At 60.4% G+C, this 12,461-nt stretch carries 15 protein-coding genes; 6 read left to right on the forward strand and 9 right to left on the reverse strand.

Going from position 1 to position 12,461, the window contains the following annotated elements; all coding sequences use genetic code 11:
- The first annotated feature begins 233 nt into the window (after positions 1–233).
- The 4 genes from glnK (at position 234) to FX982_RS08220 (ending at position 3,048) form a co-directional block, all read left to right on the forward strand.
- Positions 234–572 (forward strand): P-II family nitrogen regulator, encoded by a 339-nt coding sequence (glnK, locus tag FX982_RS08205; RefSeq protein WP_002555808.1) that lies wholly within the window; start codon positions 234–236, stop codon positions 570–572.
- A 34-nt stretch (positions 573–606) separates the two neighbouring features.
- Positions 607–1,944 carry an ammonium transporter gene (locus FX982_RS08210; RefSeq protein ID WP_037016614.1) on the forward strand — a complete coding sequence of 446 codons (1,338 nt, stop codon included), beginning with the start codon at positions 607–609 and terminating at the stop codon, positions 1,942–1,944.
- A 249-nt stretch (positions 1,945–2,193) separates the two neighbouring features.
- Positions 2,194–2,625, forward strand: a complete 432-nt coding sequence (locus FX982_RS08215; protein WP_122623534.1) for a secondary thiamine-phosphate synthase enzyme YjbQ — start codon at positions 2,194–2,196, stop codon at positions 2,623–2,625.
- Between the two features lie 93 nt (positions 2,626–2,718).
- On the forward strand, positions 2,719–3,048 hold the full coding sequence (locus FX982_RS08220) for a hypothetical protein (RefSeq protein WP_122534138.1): 330 nt from the start codon (positions 2,719–2,721) through the stop codon (positions 3,046–3,048).
- 109 nt (positions 3,049–3,157) lie between these two features.
- Here FX982_RS08220 and FX982_RS08225 read toward each other — a convergent pair whose 3' ends face one another.
- Genes FX982_RS08225 through lptM form a run of 6 tightly spaced genes read right to left on the reverse strand, consistent with a single transcriptional unit; the run spans position 3,158 to position 7,755 of the window.
- Complete coding sequence (locus tag FX982_RS08225; RefSeq protein WP_172610285.1) at positions 3,158–3,853, reverse strand: HAD family hydrolase; 696 nt, start codon at positions 3,851–3,853, stop codon at positions 3,158–3,160.
- Positions 3,843–4,748: a tyrosine recombinase XerC gene (gene xerC / locus FX982_RS08230; RefSeq protein WP_172610286.1), complete on the reverse strand. Its 906-nt coding sequence runs from the start codon at positions 4,746–4,748 to the stop codon at positions 3,843–3,845. Before xerC ends, FX982_RS08225 begins: the two co-directional genes overlap by 11 nt.
- Positions 4,749–4,750: 2 nt before the next feature.
- A complete protein-coding gene (locus FX982_RS08235) occupies positions 4,751–5,488 on the reverse strand; it encodes a DUF484 family protein (RefSeq protein ID WP_122623531.1) in 738 nt (245 codons plus the stop codon).
- Positions 5,489–5,501: 13 nt separating this feature from the next.
- Complete coding sequence (dapF, locus tag FX982_RS08240; RefSeq protein WP_172610287.1) at positions 5,502–6,332, reverse strand: diaminopimelate epimerase; 831 nt, start codon at positions 6,330–6,332, stop codon at positions 5,502–5,504.
- A gap of 4 nt (positions 6,333–6,336) precedes the next feature.
- The gene (gene lysA, locus FX982_RS08245; RefSeq protein ID WP_172610288.1) at positions 6,337–7,584 is read right to left on the reverse strand and encodes a diaminopimelate decarboxylase; all 1,248 of its coding nucleotides are present in this window, start codon (positions 7,582–7,584) and stop codon (positions 6,337–6,339) included.
- Between the two features lie 9 nt (positions 7,585–7,593).
- Positions 7,594–7,755, reverse strand: a complete 162-nt coding sequence (gene lptM, locus FX982_RS08250; RefSeq protein WP_037016591.1) for an LPS translocon maturation chaperone LptM — start codon at positions 7,753–7,755, stop codon at positions 7,594–7,596.
- Positions 7,756–8,041: 286 nt separating this feature from the next.
- Here lptM and cyaY point away from each other — a divergent pair, with 286 nt between their 5' ends.
- Positions 8,042–8,398: an iron donor protein CyaY gene (gene cyaY / locus FX982_RS08255; RefSeq protein WP_122534132.1), complete on the forward strand. Its 357-nt coding sequence runs from the start codon at positions 8,042–8,044 to the stop codon at positions 8,396–8,398.
- Positions 8,395–8,628, forward strand: a complete 234-nt coding sequence (locus FX982_RS08260; RefSeq protein ID WP_172610289.1) for a DUF1289 domain-containing protein — start codon at positions 8,395–8,397, stop codon at positions 8,626–8,628. Before cyaY ends, FX982_RS08260 begins: the two co-directional genes overlap by 4 nt.
- Positions 8,629–8,653: 25 nt before the next feature.
- Here the strand turns inward: FX982_RS08260 and FX982_RS08265 are convergent, their stop codons facing one another.
- The 3 genes from FX982_RS08265 to FX982_RS08275 form a co-directional block, all read right to left on the reverse strand.
- Positions 8,654–11,503, reverse strand: coding sequence for a class I adenylate cyclase (locus FX982_RS08265; protein ID WP_172610290.1), 2,850 nt, complete (start codon positions 11,501–11,503; stop codon positions 8,654–8,656).
- Between the two features lie 198 nt (positions 11,504–11,701).
- Positions 11,702–11,953: a TIGR02647 family protein gene (locus FX982_RS08270; protein ID WP_122534129.1), complete on the reverse strand. Its 252-nt coding sequence runs from the start codon at positions 11,951–11,953 to the stop codon at positions 11,702–11,704.
- A 170-nt stretch (positions 11,954–12,123) separates the two neighbouring features.
- Positions 12,124–12,417 carry a hypothetical protein gene (locus tag FX982_RS08275; protein ID WP_122534371.1) on the reverse strand — a complete coding sequence of 98 codons (294 nt, stop codon included), beginning with the start codon at positions 12,415–12,417 and terminating at the stop codon, positions 12,124–12,126.
- Positions 12,418–12,461 lie beyond the last annotated feature (44 nt).

The following is a 12,461-nucleotide window of genomic DNA, read 5'->3' on the forward strand; positions in this document are numbered from 1 at the left end:
TGATCGATGAGATGGCAAGCTTTCTGCTTAGTGGCTTGTAACCCATGCACTGATGCAGTCGCTGTGACGAATGCAGTGCGGCAGGCGGAGCGGGGAATGTTTCGTCAGAAGCGGTTTTCTGGAGTTGGTCAGGTCTCTTGCGGACACGACGCGTTACAAAGCCAGACACTGCGCTTAGACTTGAGTCGGGTTTGTTTTCCTGGGGCAAGTCCACCAATTCGGGAGAAAGTTTCATGAAGCTAGTCACTGCCATCATCAAGCCGTTCAAGCTGGACGACGTACGCGAGTCGCTGTCCGAAATCGGCGTGCAGGGCATCACGGTTACTGAAGTCAAAGGCTTCGGACGTCAGAAAGGCCACACCGAGCTGTATCGCGGTGCGGAGTATGTAGTCGACTTCCTCCCCAAGGTGAAGATCGATGTTGCGATCGACGACAAGGATCTGGACCGCGTTATCGAAGCGATAACCAAAGCGGCCAACACCGGCAAGATCGGTGACGGCAAGATCTTCGTGGTCAATCTGGAACAGGCCATCCGCATCCGTACCGGCGAAACCGATACCGACGCAATCTAAGCCGCCAAACCCCAACGCCCCAGGAGAAAACAATATGACTCTGCGTCAATTCGCAGGGCTAGGAGCCCTGTTGTCCCTCGTAACCCCTGGCTTGGCCATGGCGGCAGACGAAGTGGCAGCCCCTGTACTCAATTCCGGCGATACCGCCTGGATGCTGACTTCCACCGCGCTGGTGTTGTTCATGACCATCCCCGGTCTGGCGCTGTTCTACGGCGGCATGGTCCGCTCGAAAAACATTCTTTCCGTGATGATGCAGTGCTTCGCCATTACCGGCCTGATCAGCATTCTGTGGGTCGTCTACGGCTACAGCATGGCCTTCGACACCACCGGGATGGAAGCCAACGTCGTCAACTTCAACTCCTTCGTCGGCGGTCTGTCGAAGGCGTTCCTGGCAGGCATCACCCCGGCAAGCATCACTGGCCCTGCGGCACTGTTCCCGGAAGCCGTTTTCGTGACCTTCCAGATGACTTTCGCCATCATCACCCCGGCCCTGATCGTCGGCGCCTTCGCAGAACGTATGAAGTTCTCCGCGATGCTGATCTTCATGGCGATCTGGTTCACTCTGGTTTACGCGCCGATTGCGCACATGGTCTGGAGCGGCGTCGGCGGTCTGTTGTGGGACTGGGGCGTTCTCGACTTCGCGGGCGGCACCGTTGTTCATATCAACGCCGGTGTGGCTGGCTTGGTAGCGTGCCTGGTACTCGGCAAGCGTAAAGGTTTCCCGACCACTCCGATGGCCCCGCACAATCTGGGTTACACCCTGGTAGGTGCGGCCATGCTCTGGGTGGGCTGGTTCGGCTTCAACGCAGGTTCCGCAGCTGCGGCCAACGGCACCGCCGGTATGGCCATGCTGGTCACCCAGATCGCCACTGCTGCTGCAGCGCTGGGCTGGATGTTCGCCGAATGGCTGACCCACGGTAAGCCAAGCGCGCTGGGCATTGCCTCGGGTGTGGTTGCCGGTCTGGTTGCTGTGACTCCGGCTGCCGGTACTGTCGGCCCAATGGGCGGCCTGATCATCGGTCTGGCGGCAGGCGTGGTCTGCTTCTTCTGCGCCACCAGCCTGAAACGCAAACTGGGCTACGACGACTCCCTGGATGCGTTCGGCGTTCACGGTATCGGCGGTATCCTTGGCGCGATCCTGACCGGCGTGTTTGCAGCCCCTTCGCTGGGCGGCTTCGGCACTGTGACCGACATCGCGGCACAAGTCTGGATTCAGTGCAAAGGCGTCGGCTTCACGGTCATCTACACCGCGATCGTGACCTTCATCATCCTCAAGGTGCTCGACATGGTCATGGGCCTGCGTGTCACCGAAGAAGAAGAAGCGGTCGGCCTGGACCTGGCGCAACACAACGAACGTGGCTACAACTTGTAATCCACGCATGAAAAAATGCCCGGGTCTCCGGGCATTTTTTTGCCTGGGGTTTGTCGATAGGGATGTCCGCACAGGGGGCGGGTGTTCCAGGCAGGGACATCCGCTGCAATGTTCGGCCAAACCTGGCGATTCCGGACGCTTGAGAGGGCATAAATGCCCTTGTTCTGCGCCCGTAAAAATCGTCGCTCATTACGCACTTTGTTTTTTTTTCCAGCGCGTTAGAATGCGCGCCGAAGGGCGGAGAACGGTATGTGGCAACAGACCTTGATCACGCTGCGGGCAAGGCCTCGTGGTTTCCATCTGGTGACTGACGAGATCGTTGCGGGCCTTCGCGAATTACGCGAATGCCGCATTGGCCTGCTGCATGTCTGGCTGCAACACACCTCGGCCTCGTTGACCGTCAACGAGAACGCCGACCCGGCGGTACGTCGCGATTTCGAGCGTTTCTTCAACCGTCTGGTGCCTCAGGGGCGCGACGGTTACGAGCATGACGACGAAGGACCCGACGATCTGCCTGCGCACTTCAAAGCCAGTCTGCTTGGCTGCCAGCTGACATTGCCGGTTACAAATGGACGGCTGGCGTTGGGCACATGGCAAGGTATTTATCTGGGCGAGCACCGCGATGCAGGCGGAGCCCGTAGAGTCCTCGCCACGCTTCAAGGTGAGGGACACGACCGCTGAGAGTATGCGGTAGTTGAATTTTTTCCGGCTGTCCAAGAAATCAAGCCCGGCTGGGCTATAACTAATCTGCTTGCGCAAGTCATGAGGTAGAACATGAGCGACGACGACATCGAAGAAGGTCTGGAAGACGAGCTGGAAGACGAGGAGGGCGGCGAGGGGCTCGCTGCGGCTTCCGATGAAGATGTAGTGGAGGTCGACGACAGCGCTGAAGTCTCTGCGACTCCGGCCAAGGGCAAGGCCAAGGCCGCCGTCTCGGTAGACGAATTGCCGAGCGTGGAAGCCAAGAACAAAGAGCGTGATGCTCTGGCTCGCGCGATGGAAGAATTCCTCGCTCGCGGTGGCAAGGTCGTGGAAGTGGAGGCCAATGTGGTCGCCGATCCGCCCAAGAAGCCTGATAACAAGTACGGCAGCCGTCCTATCTAAGGGCCGGTTGTGCGCTTGATGAAAAACCCGCTGTCGCTGCGGGTTTTTTATTGCCTGCGATCCGGGTTGCCGGCGCAAAAGCCGGCATTCATACCGGGGGAGACACGGATCAACCCCAGCGCGCCAGCACCTCGGGCAATTGCGTCAGGCTGCTGATCTCGGCATCCGGCGCTCTTTCAGCCTCCCAGGCTTTGCCGCCGGGGTTGTACCAGATCGCCCGCATGCCGGCTTGTTGAGCACCGGCGATGTCATCACCCGGGTGATCGCCGACATGCACGGCGTGGCTGGCATCGGCATTGCCGCGTTTCAGCGCTTCAACGAAAGGTGCAGGGTCTGGTTTGCCGATGCCCAGGTCCTCGGCACAGAGCGCGAAGGCGAAGTAATCGGCCAGGCCCAGGCGGCGGACGTCGGCATTGCCGTTGGTCACGACACCCAGCGTGTAAGACTTGGTCAGGATTTCCAGTGTCGGCACCACTTCAGGGAAGATGTCCAACTGGTGCCGCCCTTGAAGGAATACTTCAAAGCTCTGGTCCGCCAGCTCGTGGGCTTCAGCCTGGCCGTAGCCAGCGTCCTCCAGAGCGTGAAACAGCACCGTACGGCGCAACGCACTGATCCGGTGCTTGAAGGTCGGATCCTCTTCGATGAGTCGCGAGCGGATTTCCCACAGATGCTCGACCGGAACCGGCCCTAGTTTTGGCGCGTTGGCAGCCAGCCACTCACGCAGCTTGGCTTCCGCACTGACAATCGCCGGTGCGGTTTCCCACAGCGTATCGTCCAGATCGAAGGTGATCAGCTTAATGCTCATTGTCGGCGTTACCTTTGCGCTTGGCCCGTGGATGGGCGCTGTCGTACACCGTGGCCAGATGCTGGAAATCCAAGTGGGTGTAGATCTGAGTGGTGGCGATATCGGCGTGACCCAGCAGCTCCTGCACGGCGCGCAGGTCCTGGGACGACTCCAGCAAGTGACTGGCGAATGAATGGCGAAGCATGTGGGGGTGCAGATTCTGGCCCAACTCGCGTTCGCCAGCGGCCTTGACCCGCAGCTGGATCGATCGCGGCCCGAGGCGCCGGCCCTGCTGGCTGACGAATACAGCATCGTCCTGTGGATTGGCCAGCGCCCGCTGCTTGAGCCATTCCTCCAGCGCTTCCCGGGCTTTTCTGCCGACCGGTAAAACGCGGGTTTTACTGCCTTTTCCGAGGACCTGCACGAGACCGTCCGCCAGATCCAGGTCTGCACAGTTCAGTCCGGTCAATTCGGACAGGCGCAGGCCTGACGAATAGAAAAGCTCGAGGATGGCCTGATCGCGCCGGGCCAGGAAATCGTCTTCGACGCCGCCTTCAAGCAGTTGCAGGGCTCGGTCGGCATCAAGCGTTTTCGGCAGGCGACGCTCGCCCTTGGGCGGTGACAGGCCATTGGCCGGATCGTGATCGCAAAGGCCTTCGCGGTTGAGGTAGTGATAGAAGCCGCGAACGGCTGACAGCAGTCTGGCCAGGCTGCGCGAGGATTGGCCCTGCTGGTGGAGGCGCGCGACAAGGCTGCGCATGGCCTGAATATCCAGCGCTTTCCAGCTGTCGATGTGCTGCTTTTCGCAGAACGCCAGGACCTTGTTCAAGTCGCGGCGATAGGCTTCAAGCGTATGGCTCGACACTTGGCGCTCACTGCGCAGGTGCGTGCAGTAAGCGTCCAGTTGCCCTTCCATGACTAGCGAACCGAACGCAGCGAGTTGGTGAAGCGGGGCAGCAGGCGGCTGAGCACGTCGGCGATGTAACTGAGAAACAGCGTGCCGACCGAGCTTTTGTAATGCTGCGGATCACGGCTGCCGATGGCCAGAACGCCATGCAACCCTTGATGGGTGAGGGAAGCCAGGGCGGTCGAGCCTACTTCCTTGCTTTGCTCGCTGCCGAACAGGAACTCGAGTTCATGCTCGCGCAGCGCGCCACACAGGGTCTTGCCGCCCGACATCAGCCCACCGATGGCTTTCTGCGCGTCGGCAGCGCTGACCCAGCGTCCGACGGTCATCGGGTGGTCGCTGAACAGGATAAGGCTGACGAAGGGCACCTGAAACTCTTGGCGCAGGCTGTCTTCCACGCAGATGACGATTTCTTCCAGACTGGTTGCGTCCATCAGATCGAGAATCAGCCGGCGGGTTTTTTCAAACAGCCGGTCGTTGTCCCGGGCCACGTCCATCAGTTGCGAAAGCCGGTGGCGCATCTCGATGTTGCGCTCGCGCAGCAATTTAAGCTGGCGTTCGACCAGCGAGACGGTGTCGCCCCGTTGGTGCGGGACGCGCATCATCGCCAACAGCTCGTCGTGTTCGGCGAAGAAATCAGGATGTTGTTGCAGCCAGGCCGCGACCGCCTCGGCTTCAAGGGCAGGCACTGCGTTCTCGGCAGGGGACTGGCCGGGCGTGTCGTTTGAAGTCTGAGGCTGGTCGGTCATTGGATACTCTCACTCATAGACGTACTTGGCCTTCGTAAACCCGGACAGCCGGGCCAGTCATCATCACAGAATGGCCGGGGCCTGCCCACTCGATGGACAGGCGTCCGCCCGGCAGGTCGATCAGCATTGGCGAATCCATCCAGCCCTGAGTAATGGCCGCGACCGCTGCCGCGCAGGCACCGGTGCCGCAGGCCTGGGTTTCCCCGGCGCCACGTTCCCACACCCGCAGTTGCGCGCGCTGGCGGTCGACGACGTGGAGAAAGCCCACGTTCACCCGCGCCGGAAAGCGCGGATGGTTCTCGATCTTCGGTCCCAGCACATGCACCGGTGCGTTGTTGATGTCGTAGACGCGCAGCACGGCGTGCGGGTTGCCCATGGACACGGCCGCGAGCTCGACGGTCTCGCCATCGACATCAAGGGAATAGCAGGTGGCCTGCTCCGGCGCATCGAACGGGATGTCCGCCGGCACCAGGCGCGGCGCGCCCATATCCACGCTGATCTGGCCGTCGTTGCGGATGTCCAGCTCGATGATGCCGCCCTTGGTCTCGACGCGAATCTGCTTCTTGGCCGTCAGCCGCTTGTCCAGCACGAAACGGGCGAAGCAGCGCGCGCCATTGCCGCATTGCTCGACCTCGGAACCGTCGGAATTGAAAATCCGGTAACGGAAGTCCACGTCCGGATTGTTCGGTGCTTCGACCAGCAGCAACTGATCGAAGCCGATGCCGGTGTGGCGATCGCCCCATTGCTTGGCATGCTTGGGCGTAATGTGCGCGTGCTGGCTCACAAGGTCCAACACCATGAAATCATTGCCCAGGCCATGCATCTTGGTAAAACGCAGCAGCATGGGATTACTCCGGCAGCAGGCTTTCGCCGGCAAACAGCTCAGTCACGGTTTCACGGCGACGCACTTCGAAGGCTTGCTCGCCATCCACAAGCACCTCGGCCGTACGTCCGCGGGTGTTGTAGTTGGAGCTCATCACGAAGCCATAGGCGCCGGCGGAATGCACGGCCAGCAAATCGCCTTCAGCCAGCGCGAGTTCGCGCTCTTTGGCCAGGAAATCCCCGGTTTCGCAGATCGGGCCGACGATGTCGTAGGTGCGTTTGGCGCCGTCACGGGGCCTGACCGCAGTTACGTCCATCCACGCCTGGTACAGCGCCGGACGAATCAGGTCGTTCATGGCGGCGTCGACGATAGCGAAGTCTTTGTGCTCGGTGTGCTTGAGGTACTCGACGCGGGTCAGCAGCACGCCGGCATTGGCCACGATGAAGCGGCCGGGCTCGAACATCAGCGCCAGATCGCGGCCATCGAGGCGTTCACGCACGGCGTTGATGTAATCGCCCGCGAGTGGCGGCTCTTCGTCGCGATAACGCACACCCAGACCGCCGCCCAGATCGATATGCTTCAGCAGAATGCCGCAATCGCCCAGGCGGTCGACCAGATCGAGCAAGCGATCCAGGGCATCCACGAAAGGCGAGAGCGTGGTCAGTTGGGAGCCGATGTGGCAGTCGACGCCAATAACGTCAAGATTCGGTAGCTGCGCGGCGCGGATGTAAACGTCTTCGGCGTCCGCGATGGCGATGCCGAATTTGTTTTCCTTGAGGCCGGTGGAGATGTAGGGGTGGGTGCCGGCGTCGACGTCCGGGTTGACGCGCAACGAAACCGGGGCGCGCACGCCCATTTCGGCGGCAACGACTTGCAGGCGTTCGAGTTCGTCGGTGGATTCGACATTAAAGCAATGTACGCCGACTTCGAGGGCTCGGCGCATGTCATCACGGGTCTTGCCGACGCCGGAAAAGACAATCTTGTCGGCCTGACCGCCTGCCGCCAGTACGCGCTCCAGTTCGCCACGGGAAACGATGTCGAAACCGGCGCCCAGGCGCGCCAGGACATTGAGAACACCCAGGTTGGAGTTGGCTTTGACCGCGTAACAGACCAAATACGGCATGCCGCTCAGGGCGTCGGCGTAGGCACGATACTGCGCCTCGATGTGCGCGCGGGAATAGACGTATGTCGGCGTGCCGAAGCGTTCGGCGATGGCAGACAACGCCACTCCTTCCGCGAACAGCTCACCGTCGCGGTAGTTGAAGGCGTCCATGACTGATTCCTAGTAGGTCGAAGTCTGATGCTTGTGCGAGTGCGACTTGGTCTGGCTGGAACCGTCGGACGAGTCGTCGTCGGGCAGATACAGTGGACCTTTCTGACCGCAGGCAGAGACCAGACACGCAACTGCAAGCAGCGCGGCCAGGGAGGAAATCAGGCGCTTCATGGCGAAATCCTTTGTATAAGCATTAATTGCGCCCGAGTATACCGGCCACCCGACAGATTGCCTATGCGCTGGAGTTCCCGTCCGGCGGGGGTTTGACGCCGTCACGCAATTAGACTGAGCAGCACGCGCGGATTTCTGACGCAGTCTGTGATGCAATGACGTTCGGTACCTTCCCGACAAAAGCCGGTCCCGCCATTGCAGTTGGGCGGGTAGGCTTTGCATTTGCCGGGGAGCGACCGTATCGTGCGTCGCTGCGCCATCCGCCGACACTTTTGAGGTTCATGCAATGAGTTTGACTGAAGCCCGTTTTCACGATCTGGTCGATGCCACCCAGGAAAAGCTCCAGGACATCTTCGACGAGAGCGGTCTGGATCTGGACCTTGAGAGTTCGGCCGGTGTGCTGACTGTGAAATTCGAAAACGGCTCGCAGTTCATTTTCAGCCGTCAGGAGCCTTTGCGTCAGCTATGGCTGGCGGCTGCGTCGGGTGGTTTTCACTTTGACTACGACGAAGAAGCGAAGCATTGGATCTGCGACAAGAGCGAAGAGCTGTTGAGCGAGATGCTCTATCGTCTGGCGAAGCAGCAGGCCGGCGAAGAGATCGACTTCGATGCCCTCGACGGCAGCGATGGCAACCGCCAGTGACCGTTAACGCAACACCGGTCAAACCGCCAAAGCCGCTGTTCAGCAACGTCAGCCCGGCTGTTCCGTCGCCCTGCATCAGCATCTGCCGGCTCGACGAAGACAAAGTCTGCACGGGGTGCCAGCGCCACGTCGAAGACATACGCGAGTGGCGGGCGGCGACCGATGAGCGTCGGCGTGAGATCGTGCGGCAAGCCGATCAGCGTCGCAGTGTAAATTCCGTCGCACGCTGAATCGTCTGTAGCGAGTCGGTCGTCGTTAGGCCTCATCCATCGCGGCATTCAGTGACTGTTCCAGCTCGGCTTTGTAGCGCAGGAACAGGATGGTCTGACCGCGCGCATCCCCCAGAATCCCGGACAGGTCCAGGTCGGTGATGTAACAGCGGTAACGTTGCGGCTCACGGCGCTGGTCGAGAATCCGCCGCGCCACGAAGCTGAACAGCTGATCGCCGAATTCGAGGTCGGAGAACTCCATCCCGTCGCAATACAGCGTCACGCTGACCTGGCCTGGGCTCGCCTCCTCGATAATCGCCTGCACATCGAAGAATGGTTTTTCGATGAGCATTGCCGGGGGCGAGCGCTGCTCGACGCGGCGGGCTCGCCCTGATCCATCGGGGGTAATGCGGTAATACAAAGCCTCCAGCGAGGTTGATTCCAGCGGGTTATCCATCGGCAACAACGCTACGCGTCGGTACATCAGCGACTGAAAGAAGCGCTGCAGCGGCACCAGCAGGCTGGATTCAGTGTGATACGGCACCTGCTGATGCCATAACGCATTGCGCTCATCGAGCACGTACAGGTCGGCATTGGGTTCGTTGATCCGGTAAAAAACCTGAATGCACTCGGGCTGCCCGTACGGGATGAACAGCGACAAGTCCGAGTCGTCCAGTGCTTGCGGGTCCAGATGAAGCGGGCTGTAGGCAGAAAGCTCCTCACCCAGATAATCAAACAGTGCCGGCACGTGTTCGAGCGTGACGTGGCTGACCTGGCCGGGGATCATTTCCAGAACGTGGTAACGCTGCTCGACCTGAATGAGATAGCGATGATTCAGGCGCCGGTCCAGCAGCAGTTGCGCGGTGCCGATGAGCTCTTCCACGCGCTGGGCGATAGCCTGCGCACGGTTGTGGCAAAAACAGCGCACGCGAATGACAGGCCTTGCGGACTTTTCCGGCAGGCCGTTGAGCAGTTCTGTCAGGCAGTCCAGCAGTGCATGGGGGCCGTCGAAGCGATTGACCAGCACCTCGTTCCAGCTGTTGAGGGTGATCTGGTCGAAGGTCAGCACCAGATTTTCGCGGACGCCAGCGTAGCTCAGCGAGTCTGTTCGCTCGGTGGTCATCAGGATGTTCAGGTCTTTGTGGTGCCTGAGCGGGTCGATGCCTACGTTGACCAATAGCAGGATCTCGTGGGGCACGCTCGGGCTCAGCAGTACGTCTTCATCGATCATGCCCAGCGGCAGGACAATGCTCTGCTGCAACGCGCTTTGCAGATTGAAAAGCTCGAATTCGGTGAGATCGCTGATGCCAGGGTGCAGCGCCAGGCGCGTGCTGCTGTCGATGACGTTGTTGCGATGGCACCACGTAAGCAGCTCCAGCAACTCGCGGCTGCGCTTGATCGGCGCAAACGTCTCCAACTCGTGGGCACTCAGGTTGCCGTTATAGAGACACCATTGATACCTGCCGGGCTCGCGCTTGTTAGGCAGTTGCGCCAGCGTCAGCGTATCTTCTGCCAGATCCGGCGCGATGCCCGGATTGAGAAATTCCACTTTGCCGGCTTTGCGTTCGAAGGCCGCATACAGCCGGCGCCCGAGCACATTGAGGTCGCGCTTGCTGATCGAACTGACTGCCTTTTGCGCCCGCGCGAACTGGGTCAGGAAGCGGTAACTGAGGTTGAGCTCGCCGACCAGTGCGCGACGCTCGCTGGCGACCTGACGCACTTTCCATTGGCTGCGGCTGTCGAGCAGCGCCAGCTGACGATCGTCCCAGTTCCACTCATTGACCAGCCGCTCCAGCAGAAGACGCTGCCAACCGTTGCTGCGGTGGCGAGTGGCCCCCGTGAGTTTTTTGTTCACTTTCAGGTACAAACTGCGACGTGCCAGCTCCAGCCGCTCGGGCTCGCCCCGTGCCAGCAGGTATTCCTCGATGCGCCGGTACACCATCACGTACGGGTCCAGTTCGTCGAGGTCTACTCGCTTGGCGAACACGGCGTTCTTAAAGCGCATGCTCAGGCACTGCACCTGCGGGTGTTCGCTGGCGTAGGCCTCGGTGAGCAGCAGTTTGAGCACCGACTTGTAGGGCGATTCGATGCCTTTGAACAACTGCCAGAGCCCGGCGCCGATAAATTCGCCCGGTGGGATGTGCGACATGTTGCCGAGGTCCAGCACCTCGTCGGCACGAATAAATCGCTTCGACAGCAGGGTGTGCGTGTATTCGGCGTAGCGCGTTTCCTCATAGACCGGCACCAGCCACCACATCGGGGTGCGCCCGGCGAGCCAGATAGCAGTGCGATAAAACTCGTCGAGTAACAGATAGTGCTGCGTCGTCCCGCAGTCCTCCCCACTCAGCTGCGCGTCGCGCTCGCCGACGACAAAACGCTCCGGATCGACGAGAAAGAAATGCGCCTCGGCACCCATGCTCGCCGCCCAGCTTTCCAGGGACTGGCACTTCCTGCGCAACTCCTGGATTTCGTCGGCCGACAGCAGCGGGTCGTGGCAGATCCACACGTCCATGTCGCTCTGGTCAGCCTGGGCAAGGGTCCCAAGGCTGCCCATCAGAAAGATGCCGTGAATCGGCTGGGGGGGATTCACCCGGCGTGGTTTGTAGGAGAACGACCGCGTCAAGCGCTGCGCTTCGGCAAGGGCCTGGGCGTCAGGCTCGTAATGGGAAACGCCAGCGGGGGTGGAGCCCGACACATAGCCTGGCAACAGAGGATGATTAACGTGGAAAAACAACGGCAGCAGCGATAGCACGCTTTGCTGGCGAGGCGATAAGCCTTCGTATGCGCGCGCCAGTCGACTCTCACTCAGGGCCAGGAAGCGGCTGCGTAACTGAGCGAGGACCTTGCGATCAATGCCCTCATCCAGATCCGGGCGAATTTCGGAACTACGCGTCATCGCGACTCGAAGCCGGCGGGCGGCACTGCATGAAGTAAAGGTGTAGCGATAATCAAGACAGCGTGGCGTCAGGCCGATACGGCACAATCGCGGGTCTTTTTTATGGCGCCATTATTTTATCGGCGCAGCATCGTCGAAATGGAGGATTCGCGAAACCTTTATTTGATGCGTACATGCAAAGGTTTCGCGAGGGTCGAGTCAGGCAGCTTCCTGGCTGGTGGCAAGAATGATCAGCAGCGATTGAGCGTGGTCGGCGGCATCCAGCCCCAGGCTGGTCAAATAGCCTCCGTCGTGTTGTGTGGTGAGGCCTTTGTCGAAGAGTCGTTGGGCGGCAGCGATGGCTGCGGGAGCCGCGGAATGGTGGTGGACCTTCAGTCCCTCTTTGGTGTTGCTCAGATTGAACAGCGACAGGATTTCCAGCTCGGCAACCAATTCAGGGGTAAACGACATAGGTGCTCCAGACTTTTTCCAGTGGATACACCGCGATCAGAATCGCAGGCGTGACGGCCCCGTCGCCATGCGGCAGCGAGGCTGTTGGAGTGTAGTCAGGTCTGGGGATTTTGCAGGAAGTATCTGGCCGGTCGTCAGGTCGGGTGAGCGACCGGCATATCTGGCAGGTGTTACTCGTCTTCCGCCAGTCGCACGCCCGGCGGCATGTCGGGCAGTGCACGCAGGGCGGCTTCGTACCAGGCAGTATTAAACGGGCGATCTTCAGCCAGGATCCCGTCGATCTCCAATGCCAGAATGTGGGCCATCATCTGCAGAATCTCTTCGCGCTCGATGCCCACCAGGGTCAGCTTGTTGTAGGTGGCTTTGGCCGCTGGCGGGTTGTCGCTCTCGATCTGATTTTCGATGGCTTCAATCAGCGTCGCTTCCGCAAACTCTTCTTCGTCGTTTTCGATGTTGTCGCTCATGTGGTTCTCGATGTCCTGCCAATTGAATGGCATCGCCCGCATCG

Source organism: Pseudomonas graminis (genome assembly GCF_013201545.1).
GTDB lineage: Bacteria > Pseudomonadota > Gammaproteobacteria > Pseudomonadales > Pseudomonadaceae > Aquipseudomonas.

Bases quoted from the DNA above. Each gene is read 5' to 3' on its own strand.
- FX982_RS08225 (WP_172610285.1), bottom strand. From the start codon at position 3,853: ATGAGCATTAAGCTGATCACCTTCGATCTGGACGATACGCTGTGGGAA.
- FX982_RS08210 (WP_037016614.1), top strand. From the start codon at position 607: ATGACTCTGCGTCAATTCGCAGGGCTAGGAGCCCTGTTGTCCCTCGTA.
- FX982_RS08220 (WP_122534138.1), top strand. From the start codon at position 2,719: ATGAGCGACGACGACATCGAAGAAGGTCTGGAAGACGAGCTGGAAGAC.
- dapF (WP_172610287.1), bottom strand. From the start codon at position 6,332: ATGCTGCTGCGTTTTACCAAGATGCATGGCCTGGGCAATGATTTCATG.
- FX982_RS08235 (WP_122623531.1), bottom strand. From the start codon at position 5,488: ATGACCGACCAGCCTCAGACTTCAAACGACACGCCCGGCCAGTCCCCT.
- FX982_RS08270 (WP_122534129.1), bottom strand. From the start codon at position 11,953: ATGTCGTTTACCCCTGAATTGGTTGCCGAGCTGGAAATCCTGTCGCTG.
- glnK (WP_002555808.1), top strand. From the start codon at position 234: ATGAAGCTAGTCACTGCCATCATCAAGCCGTTCAAGCTGGACGACGTA.
- FX982_RS08275 (WP_122534371.1), bottom strand. From the start codon at position 12,417: ATGAGCGACAACATCGAAAACGACGAAGAAGAGTTTGCGGAAGCGACG.
- FX982_RS08215 (WP_122623534.1), top strand. From the start codon at position 2,194: ATGTGGCAACAGACCTTGATCACGCTGCGGGCAAGGCCTCGTGGTTTC.
- lysA (WP_172610288.1), bottom strand. From the start codon at position 7,584: ATGGACGCCTTCAACTACCGCGACGGTGAGCTGTTCGCGGAAGGAGTG.
- FX982_RS08265 (WP_172610290.1), bottom strand. From the start codon at position 11,503: ATGACGCGTAGTTCCGAAATTCGCCCGGATCTGGATGAGGGCATTGAT.
- xerC (WP_172610286.1), bottom strand. From the start codon at position 4,748: ATGGAAGGGCAACTGGACGCTTACTGCACGCACCTGCGCAGTGAGCGC.
- lptM (WP_037016591.1), bottom strand. From the start codon at position 7,755: ATGAAGCGCCTGATTTCCTCCCTGGCCGCGCTGCTTGCAGTTGCGTGT.
- cyaY (WP_122534132.1), top strand. From the start codon at position 8,042: ATGAGTTTGACTGAAGCCCGTTTTCACGATCTGGTCGATGCCACCCAG.